Origin of the sequence: Gracilibacillus kekensis (assembly GCF_900143085.1) — a bacterium.
In the GTDB taxonomy this organism is placed as follows: Bacteria; Bacillota; Bacilli; order Bacillales; family Amphibacillaceae; genus Gracilibacillus; species Gracilibacillus kekensis.
This window is the reverse complement of sequence record NZ_FRCZ01000008.1, coordinates 1-16,051: the sequence shown is the minus strand read 5'-3', so window position 1 is coordinate 16,051 and position 16,051 is coordinate 1. Positions and strand designations below refer to the sequence as shown.

The window sequence follows — 16,051 nt, the reverse complement described above, 5'->3', positions numbered from 1 at the left end:
CTACTTAATATACCAGAAGTTTGTAATTAAAATAAACTACGAAGTACCTGTACTGCTCACTTTGAAATTTTGATGAGTGGAATGCAACAAAAGCTCCGTCCATTTACTTCGCTTTCTGCGGGCGTCACCTCAGCCTCCTCAGAAAAGCAAAGGGCGCTTTTCCTGTGGGGTCTTCGGAAGACGCTGATCCCGCCAGAGTCTACGTAAATGGACTACGCTTTAGTAATGAACTACAAATAAAGTAATTGCTAGAATATTGATATGAATGCTTATTTCATCTTACCTGAACAGAGATCTCTACAAAGCGGAGGAAAAATGCGACACTCCTGGGGGAACAGCACGAGCTGAAGATCCACTTGGTAAAGTGATTTTCTTTACCAAGTTAGCTGAAGCCGTGCCCCCGGAAAGGGAGTGTTTTTCCGTAGCGCTGGTAATCCACTCATCATTATTCTTTACATGACAAAGTTTTCATTACTTCGCATTTTGTGTCTAATGTGTGCATTTTCGATTAGTTTAGATCGCTTTGTGGGCCGAAGAATTCGTAATGAATGTCCTCGTCCTTTACATTCCACTCTTTTAATGCCTTGTTTATTGCCTTCATAAATGGCTCAGGACCACAGAAATAGAAGGATGCTTCGTTTGTTGGCAGTACTGATTGTAACCAAGGCAGGTCTACAAATCCGACTTTGTCACATGCATTTTGATCTTCACATTTCTCATAAACAATAAAGGAATGCACATTATCATGTTGATCTGCAATCTGTTTTACAGCATCCTTTAGTCCATGTACGTTCTGATTTTGTGCAGCATGGATATAATAAACTTCACGGTTAGGTTGTTGTTCGACAACTGTTTCTAACATGCTTGTTAAAGGTGTTAAGCCAACCCCACCACTTAATAAAACTAAAGGTTTCTTTTCATCATTTAAAACAAAATTTCCCGCTGGGGCACTAAGAGCAATACTATCTCCTTCCTCCACTGAATCATGTAAGTAGGTCGAAACAACCCCATCAGGATTGTTAGCAATACCGTCTTCTCTTTTTACACTTAAACGAAAAAATTCGCTATTAGGCTTACAAGATAAACTATATTGACGTTGACAAGTGTATGGAATTGATGGAATATCAACTTTTACTGTCACGTATTGTCCGGGCTCATACGTAGGAATGGCTTTGTTGTCGACCGGTTTTAAGTAGAACGAGGTAATCACATCACTCTCTTTCTCTTTTTGAATCACGGTAAAATTCCGATAACCTGTCCAGCCTCCAAATGTATTTTCTGTTTGCTGATACATTTCTTTTTCAACGTCAATAAACACGTCCGCAATTACTCCATACGCTTTTGCCCAAGCAGAAATAATGTCATCTGTGGCTGCCTCTTTCAATACATCTTGCATCGCTTTTAATAAATTCTCACCAACAATAGGATAATGTTCTGGTTTAATATTAAGACTTCTATGTTTATAAGAAATTTGCTTGACGACAGGTAAGATGTTTTCTAGTTGATCAATATTAGCAGCTGCAGTGTATACGGCATTTGCCAGAGCTACTGGTTGTTTCCCTTTCTTTTGATTGGATTGATTAAAAATATTTTTTAATTCCGGGTGGTTAGTAAATAGTAATTGATAAAATCTTGTAGTAATAGCTGTTCCATGTTCTGCTAATACGGGAACCGTAGCCTTCACTGTCTCTATTGTTTTAATATCTAATTGTGTTGTAGTTGTCATAGTAAACACTCCTCCACTAAATGTGTATTTTAAATACATGTTTAATTGTACAAAAGATCTAAAAGGCATTTCAATAGCTTATCGATGGAATATATGACAATATTGTTAAAGGCTATCTAGCGAATGTGGTCGAATTCCGCTAAAATAGATAAAGGAAGGAGAATGACCATGCGACTAAAAAAATATACAGATTATGCATTGCGTGTCCTTATATATACAGGAACAACAGAACGAAAAGTCAGTATTAAAGAAATATCAGATACTTTCTATATATCTACAGAACACATTAGAAAAGTGGTACATCAATTAAGTGTGAATGGTTACATCCAAACGACACGAGGCAGAAATGGCGGAATCGTTTTGGCACAGGAACCAAATGATATAAATATTGGTGCTGTTATTCGTTTAATGGAAAATGATTTTTATTTGGTAGAATGCTTTGATGGTGAACATAATAAATGTGTGATCACTCCTGCTTGCAAATTAAGGACGGTAGTAGGTGAAGCGATGAAAGCTTTCTTTCATGTGTTAAATCAATATACATTAGCAGATTTAATTGAAAATAAAGATGAATTAAAGGAATTAATGCAAATAACAAAGGAGAAGATCTAAAAGAGCTTCTCCTCTTTATTTTAATATGTTTTAGGTCGTTTTTGGAAATTAAATTTCCCTTTAATTGGATTCTCGCTTTATTGTGAATTGATCTTCTAATAGTAACCAGTTTTGCGGGAATGCTAAACCAAGTTTCCAGTAGCTGATCCCTCTTAAGTTCTTTTCTTTTATTAAATCAAATTTTGCTTGTATCGATCTTGCATCTTCAAACCATACTTCATGCTGTGCGCCATCTTCATCTTCATAAAAAAAATAGGGAGCTTTCGCCTCTTCATCAAAAAGAATGGCTTGATTATTTTCCCGTGCTAATTGGATTCCTTGCTGGGGACTGATAGCTTTGGCAAACTCTCCACCAGGCTCATAAGGTAATGTCCAATCATACCCATATAAATTTTGTCCTAATAAAATTTTCTCAGGAGGCATCTCTGTTAAAGCGTAATTGACTACATCCCGGACTGGTCCGATTGGTGATACAGCCATTGGCGGACCACCACTATATCCCCATTCATATGTCATTAAAACAACAAAATCAACGATCTCCCCATGTGCTTTGTAATCATGTGCCTCGTACCATTCCCCTTGTTGATCAGCGCTTGTTTTTGGTGCAAGGGCAGTAGATACCAATAACCCTTCTTGATGCAGACGATCGGTAGCTTTTACTAAGAAGGCACGATAATCTTCTCGATTTTCTGGTGGTAAAAATTCAAAATCAAAATGAATATCTCCAAAGCCTATTTCTTGAGCGGTTTGGATAATCTGGTTTAGTAAATTATTTTGAGCTTCTTCATTAGTGAGGAGCGTTTGGCCTAAATCGGCACTGAAGGAGCCTTCTTCAAGATTTGTAACGACAAGCATTAAGGTGGCATTATTTTCATTGGCGATGGTGGCAAATTGATTTAAAGGAGGAGCAATTAGGTTTCCTTGTCGGTCAAATTGATATGAGAATGGGGCGAGGTACGTTAGTTTATTTGTGTGTTTTCTTGCGGCACTTTCTAGAGTGTCAGAGACTTGCCCACCTGTCGGCTCGATGTAGGCATTTGTTACAATTTCTGTTTTGGTGGCTGATTCAGGAATATATAGCTGCATTCCAATGGAAAGCGGCTGATAGATATTAATTTGATTTATATTGGCAAGTTCTGCTGCCGATATACCGAATTTCTGTCCAATTGTATATAAGCTATCTCCAGCTTTTACAGTATAAAACTGGCCAGATATTGGAATAACAAGTGCTTGACCTACAACTAAAGGAAGTTGTGTATCTAATTCATTTGCATTCGCAATAGCTTCAAAGGACGTCCCATATTGATTGGCGATTGAATATAAACTGTCCCCTTGTTTAACAATATAAATTTGCACGAATGGTTCCCCTTTCCTCTCAAAAGATGATCTCTTTTTACCATATGATAGCCAGCAAAAAATAGAACGAATAGATGGGGGAACATCGTATTCATTAGTTGATAAAATTTTGAAAGGGAGAGGAAATCAAAGGCTAGATCGCTTTTATATCAGCATTAAATACTTCTGCCATTAATTTTAAAGCTTCATGGTTATGTCTATCTGTATTAGAAGCTACGCAATTTTCGGGTACATGAAGGCTGTAACCTCGCATATGGGCATCATTGGCAGTGAACAGGACACAGATATTTCCTGCTACTCCAGCTAGGATAAGATGTTGAATTTCCAGCTGTTCTAATAAAGAGCGTAAAGGGGTACGAAAGAAACCAGACATTTGTGGCTTCATAATAAAATAATCTTCTTTTCCTGGTATACCTTGTTCAATAACGTCTTCATTTTTAGGAGATAAACAGGTTTGAGCAATTTGTTTGTAGTCTGTATCCCAAGTATCATAGTGATCGTTAATATAAATAATTGGGAAATCATTTTTTTTTGCATATTTTTTTAGCTTAGATAAGTTAGGTAATATCTCTTTTGTATTATCTAATAGTAAGTCTCCTTCATGAAAATTAAAGTTATTAATCATATCAATCATTAAAAGGGCTGTTTTTTTCATACTTTTCACCTCATTTTTGTCTCTGTTGACAAGATACCCTATAATATCTGAAATCATGCATCTAATACTTGAACTAAATCAATTTTTTGTTCAATATATAATTAAACGTTTTTATAAAGTGTGGGGTAAACATGACTGACCAGGAATATATGCAAATGGCTATAGATGAAGCAAAAAAAGCGGAAGTATTAGGAGAGGTACCTATTGGCGCAGTTATTGTACATGAAGATGAGGTGATCGCTACTGCGTTTAATTTAAGAGAGAAATTGCAAACGACTATTTCACATGCCGAGATGTTAGCCATTGATAAGGCGAATGAAGTAATAGGTAGTTGGCGTTTGGAGAATTGCACTTTATATGTGACCCTCGAACCATGTCCAATGTGTGCGGGAGCGATTTTGCAATCTAGAATCTCGCGAGTTGTTTATGGGGCAAAAGATGAAAAAGCGGGTTGTGCAGGGACCTTGTTTAATTTGTTGGAGGATGAGCGGTTTAATCATCAAGTACAGGTAACTTCTAGTGTATTAGAAGAGGAGTGCAGTCAAATGCTAACATCCTTTTTTAAACAATTACGTGCAAAGAAAAAGAAAAAAAAGATATAGGAAAATGATTTTCTATAAATTTATAAATATATATTGACAACGGAAGCGGATACATGATATTTTAGTAAAAACTAAAGGTTAAACGTTTCATCAAAAGAGTGAGGATAATAATATGACAAGTTTAAAAAAAATAGCTCAACAAGCCAACGTATCGGTTGCTACAGTTTCAAACGTATTGAATAACAGAGGTAGAGTGGGCGTAAAGACTAAAAATAAAATATTACAGATTGCTGAAGATTTAAATTATTCACCAAACCGGCTAGCAAAAAGTTTGAAGATGAATAAATCACAAACCATCGGTGTTATTGTAGAAGATTTGTCAGTATTTAATGCACCAGAAATAATTGATGGAATTAATTCATTTGCTGAAGACCATGGATACTCTATTTTACTAATGAATTTGCGTATGAAGAAAAAAACAGGAATGCAGTACCCGGAAACTGAAATATGTAAACAAGAAGTAGCTCCATTTTTTAGGGTTTTATTAGCTAGTCAAGTAGAGGGTGTCATTTATATCGGTATCCATAATCGAGACGTCAAGGGAGTGTTACCAGAATCATCGATCCCTATAGTGTACACGTATTGTGATACATCTAATCCTCAAGATCTATCTGTTAATTATGATGATTTTCAAGCTTCTTATAATGCTACTGAATATTTGTTGAATAATGGACATAAAGATATTGGAGTGATCACAGGATTTAATGACTCTGAATCGACAATTGAACGTTTGAGAGGATTTAAACAAGCATTAAGAGACCATGGATTAAATTGGAATGACGAGTGGCAGAAAGAAGGAGATTGGACATACAATTCAGGCTACAGTCAAACAAAGGAACTATTTAATCGAAGCAGGGCCCCTAAGGCGATTTTCACTATGAATGATTTGATGGCGGGAGGAGCCTTTAAAGCAGCAGTTGAACTTAAATTAAAAATTCCTGATGATATAGCTATTATTGGGTTTGATAACCAAGAAATCAGTCAATATTTATTACCAACACTCACCACTATGAATTTACCTCTAAATGAGATTGGAAAGCAATCAATAGATTTATTAATAAAGAAAATTAATGGAGAAAACATACGAATTAATAAAATCAAGTTGAACTGTACTTTAATTAGACGAGAATCTGTATGAATACTCTGTTGTTTAATGATTAAACGTTTAACCTAATTGTAAGCGTATCCATTTAGATCCATTTAGGGGGTGATTACAAAATAGATAAACTGGTGTCTCGTTATTTCTATTGCCAAAATTGAAAATTAGAGGAGGAAATTTCAAATGAAAAAAAATCTGAAGAATAGTTTCACTCTTATAGGAGTATCAATTGTAATTATATTATTAGCTGCTTGTAGTAATAACAGTACAAATGAAAACCAAGATGAAACGGAAAATGATAATAGTGAAGATGTTCAAACCATTCATATGGCAAAACTTGAATCTGATCCAAATGGAATGATGGAGGAAGCTCGTCAGCGCTTTAATGAAGAACATGATGAAATTCAAGTGGAATTTGTTGAAATGTCAAATGATGCCTCCCAAATGCACGACCAAACCGTTACGCAATTATCAGCTGGTTCTGAAAATCTTGATATCGTTAATATGGATGTGGTATGGACTGCAGAGTTTGCAGAAGCTGGTTGGATAGAGCCATTAGACGAATATTTTACGGAAGACATGCAATCGGAATTTATTGAAAGACAGGTAGATGCAATGACTTACGATGGCCAAATATGGGCGGTACCTTGGTTTAACGATTTGCATCCATTATGGTATCGAGAAGACTTGTTGGAAAAGCATAATCTAGAAATTCCTGAAACCTATGAGGAAGCTGTGGAAGTAGCAAAAACAATGCAAGAAGAAGAGAATATAGAAGGTTTTAGTATGCACTGGGGGCGTGCTGAACAATTAATAGTTAGCTTCACAGAATTTCTGCATGCGAATAACGGAAATTTTTTTGACGAGGAAGGCAATGTAGTGATTAATAGTCCAGAGGCAATAGAAGCACTTCAGTTTATGGTAGATATGATTTACGAGGATGAAGTAGTTTCTCCTTCTGCTATTGGAAATTCGACCCCTGAAGATTCCAGAATACCTTTTACCCAAGGTCAAGTAATGTTCCATCCGAATTGGGGATATGTTTATTCAGTAAATCAAGCAGATGATTCTCCGGTAAAAGATAAAACATGGGTAGCAAGTAATTTTGCTTTTGAAGGTGGCAAAAAGGCAAATGCCGTTGGCGGTTGGAATTTCGCTATTTCGAAAAATGCAAGTGATAAAGATACTGCATGGGAAGTGATCAAATGGTTTACAACTTTTGAAAACCAAAAAGAAATGCTTCTCGGTGGCGGTCAAGTAGGAACAAGAGTGGCGTTATATGAAGACGAAGAAGTAATAGAAGCAAATCCTTATTTAGAAGAATATCTAGATGTGTTTGAGCATGCTTCAGTTCGACCGTCGCATCCACAGTACTCCAAAGTATCAGATATTGCACAATCTTATATTCATCAAGCATTGACACAAGATTTATCGGCTGAAGAGGCACTTCACCAATTAGCAACAGAATTAGAGGAACTTGAATAAAATGCGTAACAGGTACTAAGGCTGTTTATCTTAGTACCTGTTATAAGGAGTTGTAAATCATGAAATATCGCTTTTTACCCTATATTTTGTTATTGCCTGTATTTACCATGATTGTTGTCATTGTGTTTATTCCTCTTATTACAACTATTATATATAGCTTCCAATCGTATCAATTAACGAATCCGGATGCCCAGGCAACTTTTATAGGGTTGGAAAATTATACTAATTTATTACAGGATGGTCGGTTCATCTCTTCGTTGATTACAAGTCTTATTTACATTTTAGGTAGTGTTATCGGTATGTTGATCCTCGGTTTATTAACTGCACAAATTGCTAATCAAGCTTTTAAAGGTCGTTCCTTATTTAGAGCATCTATATTATTACCATGGGCAGTTGCTCCGGTTGTTGCTGCACAATCATGGAAGTTTATGTTTGAAACGGATTTTGGTGTGATCAACTATGTGTTAGAGGGCATTGGACTTATTGAAAGGAATATTCCCTGGCTTGTTTCTTCTGATCATGCCATGTTGAGTGTTATTATCACCAATGTATGGAAGACAACACCTTTATTAACGCTTATTATTGTATCTGGTTTACAGACAGTATCAAAAGAATTGTATGAAAGCTCTGATATAGATGGAGCAGGGCCTCTAAAAAAATATTATTATATCACCTTACCATTGATTAGACCTTTTATTGCAATGGGGCTTATCTTTACCACTCTTCAAACTATTAATGTAATTGATATCATCTATGTAATGACAGGTGGAGGACCAGGTGAATCAACGGAGATCTTTACACTTTATAATTACAAAGTATTTTTTCAATATCTTGACTTTGGACTTGGTGGTGCGATGGCTGTTATCGGGGTAGTTATGGTAGGTATATTAATTTTCTTCTATACGAGAAGTATGAATAAGCAATATAACTAATAGGAGGCACTCCTTATGAGGAAAAAATTAAATGTTTGGTTTTGGATTGGGTTAATTATTATTATTTTAATTAACATTCTTCCTTACTTGTGGACGATACTAACCTCTCTAAAACAACAAAATGAGATTTACAATATAAAAATTTTTCCTGAAACATTTTTTGTAGAGAATTATGTTCAAGTATTATTTGAAAGTGGATTCTTGATAAATATTTGGAATAGTATAGTAGTTTCAAGTGTTACATCGATTCTATGTATTGTTATTGGTGTACCTGCTGCTTATGCATTTGCAAGATTAGAATTTCGAATGAAAAATGGTCTATTTATGCTTGTTCTATTTATGACTATTTTTCCAGGGATTTTTATTATCAGTCCTTTGTTTAGCTTTTTAAGAGATATTGGTGCTATTGATACACATTTTGCCCTAATTCTTCCGTATATTGCGTATTTCACACCGTTAGTGGTATGGATACTAACTGGTTTTTTTCGAACAATACCTAGCGCAATAGAAGAAGTTGCAATTATGGATGGATGCAGTATTCCAAAGTTAATTTGGAAAATCGTTTTACCTTTATCGGTACCAGGGATTATAACTGTCGGAATTATTACATTCACTTTGTCTTGGAATGAATTTTTATTTGCCTTAATATTCACATCTTCTGACAATGCCAAAACAGTACCTGTAGCTATTTCTCAATTCCAAGGTGTACATTCATTAAATTGGGGACAAATGACGGCGGCAGCAGTGATTGCAACGATTCCGATTGTATTGATCTCGGTGTTCCTTCAAAAGTATATTATAAGCGGATTGACTTCCGGGGCGATAAAAGAATAGACACCTTAAAGCTGAGGAGGTGGTCTCATATTATTAGTTATAGTATTAAAAAAAAGATAAAAATGAAAGTAGTAAACGAGGAGGATATAAATGAATACACATCAAACAAACTTTAATAAGATGAACCCTATAGAGCTCACACACGTAAGAATAGTTGACTCCTTTTGGACTCCGTGGCAAAAACTTGTTAAAGAATCAATAATTCCTTACCAATGGAATGCACTAAATGATCAAATACCTGGAGCAGAACCTAGTCGAACCATTAAAAACTTTGAAATAGCAGCAAATAGAACAGAGGGAAAGCATTACGGCATGGTCTTCCAAGATAGTGATTTATATAAATGGATGGAGACAGTAGCATATTCACTACATCTAGATAAAGATGAACAATGGGAAAAGGTCATGGATGATGTGATAAGACTAATTGAGGATGCTCAGGAGGAAGATGGTTATCTTAATACGTATTTTAGTGTGAATCATCCAGATAAAAAATGGACAAATTTAAAAGATGATCATGAACTGTACTGTATTGGTCATTTAATTGAAGCTGCAGTAGCTTACTATGAAGCAACAGGTAAAGATAAAATTATAAAGATTGTAAATAAGGCCGTTGACCATATCAGAGAAGTTATAGGTAAAGAGGAAGAAAAGCTTTCTGGTTATCCAGGTCATCCTGAAATCGAGCTAGCTTTAATGAAATTGTTTAAGATAACTGGTAAAGAGACATACATCGACCTATGCAGGTTTTTTATTGAAGAAAGAGGTAAGAGAAATCCTACTCATTTTTTTGATGAAGAATGTAAAAAGCTAGGCGTAGAGCCTGATAAGGATTATAGTTACTATCAAGCTCATTTATCAAGTAGAGAACAAGCCACTGCTGAAGGCCATTCGGTTCGCGCTATGTATCTTTATAGTGGGATCGCAGATTTAGCTAGTAGCCTTAAAGATGAAGAACTGCTGGAAGTATGCCGAACATTATGGGAGAATACAGTAACGAAAAGAATGTATGTTACTGGTGGTATCGGTTCCTCGTCTTATGAAGAGCGATTTACCGTAGATTACGATTTACCGAATGATCGAGCATATACAGAAACATGTGCAGCAATCGCCCTAATTATGTGGGCACATCGAATGGTACAAATTGAAGCTGATTCAAAATATACTGATATTTTAGAACGAGCCTTATATAATGGTGCCTTAAGTGGTATTTCATTAGATGGTAAAAGCTATTTTTATGTTAACCCATTAGAAGTTTGGCCACATACAGCAAATTGTCGACATGATATGGACACAGTTAAAACAACAAGACAACCTTGGTTTGGTTGTGCATGTTGTCCACCTAATATTGCTAGGTTATTAGCCTCATTAGGGCAATATATATACTCTAGTAATGAAAGTGAGTTATATGTACACTTGTTTATTAGTGGCGAAACAAAATTTCCTATTCATGGAGAACAAGTAAGACTCATACAGCGATCAAATTATCCATGGGATGGGAATATCAATTTTCAAATTGAAGTAGAAAAAAAAGCATCCTTTACATTAGCGGTGAGGATCCCAGATTGGTGTAAGCAAAGCAAAGTATTAGTTAATGGAAGAGAAATTTTAGTAGAAGAAGAGAAAGGTTACGCAAAAATCGCCAGAGAATGGGAATCGAATGATGAAGTGACAGTGATTCTAGATATGAAGGTAGAAATAGTAAGATCCCATCCTCAAGTCCGTGAAAATGCAGGAAAAGTAGCACTACAACGTGGTCCTATTGTATATTGTTTAGAAGAGAAGGATAACGGGGGGAATCTACAAGATATTAGATTAGATTCTAATCAGACATTTTCTGTCGACCATGATGACTCACTACTGAATGGAGTTACAATAGTGAACGGGAAAGGATGGAAAACCCAATCCGAAATGGATCAAAATCAGCTCTATACAACAGATAGCTTATCTTTTAACGAAACCAATATAATAGCAGTGCCTTATTATGCTTGGAGCAATAGGGGTGAGAATGAAATGCTAGTTTGGATAAGAGAAAAGTAAGCTTTTTGTATCCAACGTTGCTAGTTATATTTATTGATAACAATTGCAATTTTATATAAAAAAGGTTATACTAATAAATGCGCTTTAATTGCGCAACTGAATATATTAGTAAACTTGCCGTGCTAGGTGGGGAGGTAGCGGTGCCCTGTACTCGCAATCCGCTATAGCGAGACTGAATGCCTTGCTGAGGTGCCGTTACGTTAAGGCCTGCCTTAAGGGAGTAGTGTTGACACTCGGGTCCCGCGCAACAGAAACTCGTGAACCATGTCAGGTCCGGAAGGAAGCAGCATTAAGCGAAACTTTCTGTGTGCCGCGGGGAAGCCTGGGTCGAGCTATCAACTTAAGTAACGCTTAATGTAGCGTCATCGAAGCTTGGTGCACGGCGTTACATATAACTACTTAACCTCTTGTATTGGATTACAAGAGGTTTTTTAATAAATTAAGAAAAGCACAATAAAGAAAACGGAGTAGATGAACATAAGAAGGACAATAAGACATAACTCTTGTGGTCATTTTGGGATGATGTATGTGGGTAGTATCCGCTACGGCTTGCCCACTTCGCTTTCCAGGGGGCGTGTCTTCAGCTAACTTTTGTAAAGAAGTTCGTTTTACAAAAGTGGATCTTCAGATCACGCTGATCCCCTAGGAGTCGAAGTGGACGCCTAAGCTGAATGAAGTTCTACAAAGATTGCAAGTGCTAGCATTTTGGGTTGTTATAGTTATGGGCTTATTTTGTTAATAATAAGTAATCTAAATACAAATTCATAGTCGATGTTGAATAAAGCCAACATTTTTATTCTGACTTTAGTTGTAAAGCATTAAAAAGCGCAGGCGTCCGCTTCCACTCCTGCGGGAAGTTTTTATCCGAAGATCCACTTTTTAAGCGAACTTTGCTTAAAAAGTTAGCTGAGGAGAAAAGCCCGCGGAAAGGGAAGCGGACAAGCCGTAGCGATTGTTACGCAGTTCTAAAATGTCATAATTACCACTAGAGTTATGTCGTATAATCTTGCTTTTGTGCACTAACTTTAGACTCGTTTTTTAGCGTTGGATTTGCTACAATAAAATGAGGAATATCATGTTAATCTATTAGTAAAGGGGATCGGTTATGGGCTATCAAGCATTATATCGTGTCTGGCGTCCGAAGAATTTTGAGGATGTTGTTGGACAAGCACATATTACCCGCACATTGCAAAATGCCATTATGCAGGATAAGTTTACCCATGCATACCTTTTTTCAGGTCCCCGAGGTACGGGTAAAACAAGTGCTGCTAAAATATTTGCAAAAGCAGTAAACTGTCAAAATGGGCCATCGTTAGAGCCTTGTAATAAGTGTGATGCCTGTGTAGGTATCATGGACAATTCTATTTCAGATGTTGTAGAAATCGATGCAGCCTCCAATAATGGGGTTGAACAAATTAGAGATATTCGAGATAAGGTCAAATATGCACCAAGTGCTGTTACGTATAAAGTATATATTATTGATGAAGTTCATATGTTATCCATTGGTGCCTTCAACGCACTTTTGAAAACATTAGAAGAACCACCAAAACACGTAATTTTTGTTTTGGCGACAACGGAACCGCACAAAATACCACTAACGATTATTTCAAGGTGTCAGCGTTTTGATTTTAAACGAATTGCCCAATCCTCTATGGTCGGCCGTATGGAAAAAATTATTGAAGCAGAAGAAATAGATGTGACAAAAGAAGCTTTAGAAGCAGTGGCTCTATCTGCTGAAGGTGGAATGCGAGATGCTTTAAGTTTATTGGACCAAGCCATCTCTTATAGTGAAGATCAAGTAACGATTGATGACGTGTTAGCAGTTACAGGCTCAGTATCACAGGAAAGACTAGCAAAAGTCGTAGATGACATGCATATAAATGAAGTGAAAGCGGCACTGTTAGAAATCGATCAAATCATACAGGAAGGAAAAGATCCTGGAAGATTTGTATTTGATCTCATCTATTATTTACGTGATCTTTTATTGTATCAAACAGCACCGTCCTTAGAAAATGTACTGGAACGTGCTATAGTGGATGAGACATTTCAAGGAATGGCTCAGAAGTTAGATGCGGAATGGATTCAAATGGCTATTAGAGAGCTCAATCAATGCCAGCAAGAAATAAAGTGGACGAATAGCCCAAAAGTATTTATAGAAGTTGCGATACTAAAGATTTGTAATCATCAAAAGATAGCACATGTCGAGGATGTTTCCATTCCTGCAGTAGAACAATTAAATGAGAAAATCAAACAATTAGAAGCTCAACTGCAGCAAATGAATAGTCAATCGAATCAAGCGAATCCATCAACACAACCAACTAGTGCACCAAAAAGAAATGTATCCGCTAATCGAAACAGTTATAAGGTTCCGTTTGATCGAATACGAAATGTGTTGAATGATGCATCAAAGCCTGCCATTCAGAAGTTGCGCTCCCAATGGCCAACATTTATGGAAGCATTGAAAAAACAGAGTGCCCCAGCGCATGCTACGATTCAAAATAGTAAGCCAAGTGCTGCGTCTGAAGAAGTAGTCATAATTGCTTTTCGTTATGAAATTCACTGTTCACTTGCATTAGAGCATAAACAAACGATAGAATTAATGTTATCGGAGGCTGCCGGAAAAAACATGTCATTTATTCCGATTCCTGAAGCGGAATGGGGCAGCTTGCGTGAAGAATATGTTCGTAAGCAGCGGCAACAAGAAGATCCGGAATCATCTTCTGAAACAGGTGTTAATGAAGAAGATCCGATGGTGGAAGAAGCTAGAAAATTAGTTGGCGATGAAATATTAGAAATACATGATTAATGTTATCTATTTATAGGAGGGATTACCATGCGTGGTGGAGGAAATATGAATAAAATGATGAAACAAATGCAAAAAATGCAAAAAGATATGATGAAAGCTCAAGATGAATTACAAGAAATGACGTTTGAAGCAACTGCTGGTGGTGGAATGGTAAAAGTAGTGGCTAATGGCAAAAAGGAACTTACAGACATTGAGATTAACGAAGAAGTTGTAGATCCTGATGATATCGAAATGCTGCAAGACTTAATTTTAGCTGCAACAAATGAAGTATTAAAAGAAGTGGAAGAAAAAACAAACGATACAATGGGCAAATTTACTAAAGGGCTAAATTTACCTGGAGGCATGTTCTAGGAGGCGTCTCATGTATTATCCTGAACCGATATCAAAGCTTATAGACAGCTTTACAAAATTGCCAGGAATCGGTCCAAAGACTGCCGTGCGCCTGGCCTTTTTTGTCTTAAATATGAAAGAAGATGATGTGCTGGATTTTGCTAAAGCTCTAGCTAATGCAAAACGAGAGCTGACACATTGCAGTGTTTGTGGGCATATTACCGATCAAGATCCTTGTGCTATTTGTCAAGATGACATGCGTGATGAAACCTTGATTTGTGTTGTTCAAGATCCGAAAGATGTAATTGCCATGGAAAAAATGAAAGAGTTCAATGGGAAATATCATGTATTACATGGAGCCATTTCACCAATGGACGGCATAGGACCAGAAGATATTAATGTACCATCCTTAATAAACAGGTTGAAGGATGAGGAAATTACAGAATTAATATTAGCAACAAATCCAAATATCGAAGGCGAAGCAACTGCAATGTATATCTCTCGACTTGTTAAGCCATCAGGAATTAAAACAACAAGAATTGCTCACGGTCTACCGATGGGTGGAGATCTGGAATATGCGGATGAAGTAACACTATCTAAAGCGCTAGAAGGTAGGCGCGAAGTATAATAGTAGGTGAAAGAGATGTTTCGTTCCAAAACGATAAAAAAAGAACTATTAGATAAAGAATTATTAGATACTATTTTCCGATTAAAAAAAGAATGGTCTTATTTAGACGGAATTATGGATCGGAGTATTGAACCAAGTGAGTCAGCGCAATTTGATCTAGCAGTAAAAAAGGCAAAATACTTCTATCTTATAAGAGAAGCAAGGATAAGGAATTTATCAGCTATTAAGTAGTCTATTTTTGTTCTCTATACATATAAATAGAGTAAGACTTTATATGTTAAAGGGGACAAGTATTATGGATTGGTGGATTATTGCAGGGATCTTATTGCTAATTGCTGTTTTATTAATTAGAGGAATTCCAGTAAATGTCGTCAAAAGCAGTGGTCAAATTGTAATGAAGGTTACAATAGGCATTTTATTCTTATTTTTCTTTAACTTGTTTGGTGCATCTTTCGGCTTACACATCCCTATCAATTTTTTTACAGCTATTATAGTAGGTTTATTAGGCATACCAGGTATAGCGTGTTTAACCGCATTACATGTCTTTATTTTTTAATGACACTGCACACCCATTATAAAAAAAGTGAATGAAACCGGACGTATGCCGACCAAATAACAAATGGACGAGTGGGAAATCGAATTGACTACCTACTCGTTTTATTTTGGTCTTTTACATACTGGTTATTATTAACAGTTAAAAATATCGAAATAAGCATTGCATGTACTATTTCTCTTATGATACTATTACTAAGTCGCTTTTTTGAGGGAAAAAGAATTTTGGTTTCTCCGGATAATACTTTTTTAAAAAAGTATTGACGGCATATTAAATAAATGATATATTTAAGGGGTCGCCAAAAAAACGACACAACATTGATCTTTGAAAACTGAACAAAACAACCAGTATGATAAAAACATGAAACAAGCCAGTTTAACAACTGTGCGCAAGACA

General features: G+C 36.2%; 15 protein-coding genes and 1 other RNA gene. 13 read left to right on the top strand and 3 right to left on the bottom strand.

The features are described 5' to 3' along the window. Positions 1–508: 508 nt before the first annotated feature. Positions 509–1,726, bottom strand: coding sequence for an NO-inducible flavohemoprotein (gene hmpA / locus BUC25_RS16550; protein WP_073202996.1), 1,218 nt, complete (start codon positions 1,724–1,726; stop codon positions 509–511). A gap of 168 nt (positions 1,727–1,894) precedes the next feature. Here hmpA and BUC25_RS16545 point away from each other — a divergent pair, with 168 nt between their 5' ends. Continuing rightward, positions 1,895–2,338 carry an RrF2 family transcriptional regulator gene (locus tag BUC25_RS16545; protein WP_073202995.1) on the top strand — a complete coding sequence of 148 codons (444 nt, stop codon included), beginning with the start codon at positions 1,895–1,897 and terminating at the stop codon, positions 2,336–2,338. Between the two features lie 60 nt (positions 2,339–2,398). On the opposite strand, the gene BUC25_RS16540 is transcribed toward BUC25_RS16545, so the two are convergent. Continuing rightward, the gene (locus BUC25_RS16540; protein ID WP_073202994.1) at positions 2,399–3,694 is read right to left on the bottom strand and encodes a glycoside hydrolase family 18 protein; all 1,296 of its coding nucleotides are present in this window, start codon (positions 3,692–3,694) and stop codon (positions 2,399–2,401) included. A gap of 133 nt (positions 3,695–3,827) precedes the next feature. Further along, on the bottom strand, positions 3,828–4,349 hold the full coding sequence (locus BUC25_RS16535) for a cysteine hydrolase family protein (RefSeq protein ID WP_073202993.1): 522 nt from the start codon (positions 4,347–4,349) through the stop codon (positions 3,828–3,830). A gap of 131 nt (positions 4,350–4,480) precedes the next feature. On the opposite strand from BUC25_RS16535, the gene tadA reads away from it, so the two are divergent. The 12 genes from tadA (at position 4,481) to BUC25_RS16475 (ending at position 15,658) form a co-directional block, all read left to right on the top strand. Then, positions 4,481–4,951, top strand: a complete 471-nt coding sequence (gene tadA / locus BUC25_RS16530) for a tRNA adenosine(34) deaminase TadA (protein ID WP_073202992.1) — start codon at positions 4,481–4,483, stop codon at positions 4,949–4,951. A 112-nt stretch (positions 4,952–5,063) separates the two neighbouring features. Beyond that, positions 5,064–6,089: a LacI family DNA-binding transcriptional regulator gene (locus BUC25_RS16525; RefSeq protein ID WP_073202991.1), complete on the top strand. Its 1,026-nt coding sequence runs from the start codon at positions 5,064–5,066 to the stop codon at positions 6,087–6,089. Positions 6,090–6,233: 144 nt separating this feature from the next. Continuing rightward, positions 6,234–7,535 carry an ABC transporter substrate-binding protein gene (locus BUC25_RS16520; protein WP_073202990.1) on the top strand — a complete coding sequence of 434 codons (1,302 nt, stop codon included), beginning with the start codon at positions 6,234–6,236 and terminating at the stop codon, positions 7,533–7,535. A 59-nt stretch (positions 7,536–7,594) separates the two neighbouring features. Beyond that, positions 7,595–8,467 carry a carbohydrate ABC transporter permease gene (locus BUC25_RS16515; RefSeq protein WP_073202989.1) on the top strand — a complete coding sequence of 291 codons (873 nt, stop codon included), beginning with the start codon at positions 7,595–7,597 and terminating at the stop codon, positions 8,465–8,467. 15 nt (positions 8,468–8,482) lie between these two features. Next, a complete protein-coding gene (locus tag BUC25_RS16510; protein ID WP_073202988.1) occupies positions 8,483–9,301 on the top strand; it encodes a carbohydrate ABC transporter permease in 819 nt (272 codons plus the stop codon). Between the two features lie 90 nt (positions 9,302–9,391). Beyond that, on the top strand, positions 9,392–11,338 hold the full coding sequence (locus BUC25_RS16505) for a glycoside hydrolase family 127 protein (RefSeq protein ID WP_073202987.1): 1,947 nt from the start codon (positions 9,392–9,394) through the stop codon (positions 11,336–11,338). 117 nt (positions 11,339–11,455) lie between these two features. Beyond that, positions 11,456–11,721, top strand: an RNA gene (gene ffs / locus BUC25_RS16500) — signal recognition particle sRNA large type. A 722-nt stretch (positions 11,722–12,443) separates the two neighbouring features. After that, positions 12,444–14,144 (top strand): DNA polymerase III subunit gamma/tau, encoded by a 1,701-nt coding sequence (gene dnaX, locus BUC25_RS16495; protein ID WP_073202986.1) that lies wholly within the window; start codon positions 12,444–12,446, stop codon positions 14,142–14,144. Between the two features lie 27 nt (positions 14,145–14,171). Beyond that, on the top strand, positions 14,172–14,495 hold the full coding sequence (locus tag BUC25_RS16490; RefSeq protein WP_058309222.1) for a YbaB/EbfC family nucleoid-associated protein: 324 nt from the start codon (positions 14,172–14,174) through the stop codon (positions 14,493–14,495). A 10-nt stretch (positions 14,496–14,505) separates the two neighbouring features. Further along, entirely contained in the window at positions 14,506–15,102 is a 597-nt protein-coding gene (gene recR, locus BUC25_RS16485) for a recombination mediator RecR (protein WP_073202985.1), read from the top strand. 15 nt (positions 15,103–15,117) lie between these two features. Next, the gene (locus BUC25_RS16480) at positions 15,118–15,333 is read left to right on the top strand and encodes a YaaL family protein (RefSeq protein ID WP_073202984.1); all 216 of its coding nucleotides are present in this window, start codon (positions 15,118–15,120) and stop codon (positions 15,331–15,333) included. A 64-nt stretch (positions 15,334–15,397) separates the two neighbouring features. Continuing rightward, positions 15,398–15,658, top strand: a complete 261-nt coding sequence (locus BUC25_RS16475; protein WP_073202983.1) for a pro-sigmaK processing inhibitor BofA family protein — start codon at positions 15,398–15,400, stop codon at positions 15,656–15,658. Positions 15,659–16,051: the final 393 nt, after the last annotated feature.

Bases quoted from the DNA above. Each gene is read 5' to 3' on its own strand.
- hmpA (WP_073202996.1), bottom strand. From the start codon at position 1,726: ATGACAACTACAACACAATTAGATATTAAAACAATAGAGACAGTGAAG.
- BUC25_RS16545 (WP_073202995.1), top strand. From the start codon at position 1,895: ATGCGACTAAAAAAATATACAGATTATGCATTGCGTGTCCTTATATAT.
- BUC25_RS16535 (WP_073202993.1), bottom strand. From the start codon at position 4,349: ATGAAAAAAACAGCCCTTTTAATGATTGATATGATTAATAACTTTAAT.
- tadA (WP_073202992.1), top strand. From the start codon at position 4,481: ATGACTGACCAGGAATATATGCAAATGGCTATAGATGAAGCAAAAAAA.
- BUC25_RS16525 (WP_073202991.1), top strand. From the start codon at position 5,064: ATGACAAGTTTAAAAAAAATAGCTCAACAAGCCAACGTATCGGTTGCT.
- BUC25_RS16520 (WP_073202990.1), top strand. From the start codon at position 6,234: ATGAAAAAAAATCTGAAGAATAGTTTCACTCTTATAGGAGTATCAATT.
- BUC25_RS16515 (WP_073202989.1), top strand. From the start codon at position 7,595: ATGAAATATCGCTTTTTACCCTATATTTTGTTATTGCCTGTATTTACC.
- BUC25_RS16510 (WP_073202988.1), top strand. From the start codon at position 8,483: ATGAGGAAAAAATTAAATGTTTGGTTTTGGATTGGGTTAATTATTATT.
- BUC25_RS16505 (WP_073202987.1), top strand. From the start codon at position 9,392: ATGAATACACATCAAACAAACTTTAATAAGATGAACCCTATAGAGCTC.
- dnaX (WP_073202986.1), top strand. From the start codon at position 12,444: ATGGGCTATCAAGCATTATATCGTGTCTGGCGTCCGAAGAATTTTGAG.
- BUC25_RS16490 (WP_058309222.1), top strand. From the start codon at position 14,172: ATGCGTGGTGGAGGAAATATGAATAAAATGATGAAACAAATGCAAAAA.
- recR (WP_073202985.1), top strand. From the start codon at position 14,506: ATGTATTATCCTGAACCGATATCAAAGCTTATAGACAGCTTTACAAAA.
- BUC25_RS16480 (WP_073202984.1), top strand. From the start codon at position 15,118: ATGTTTCGTTCCAAAACGATAAAAAAAGAACTATTAGATAAAGAATTA.
- BUC25_RS16475 (WP_073202983.1), top strand. From the start codon at position 15,398: ATGGATTGGTGGATTATTGCAGGGATCTTATTGCTAATTGCTGTTTTA.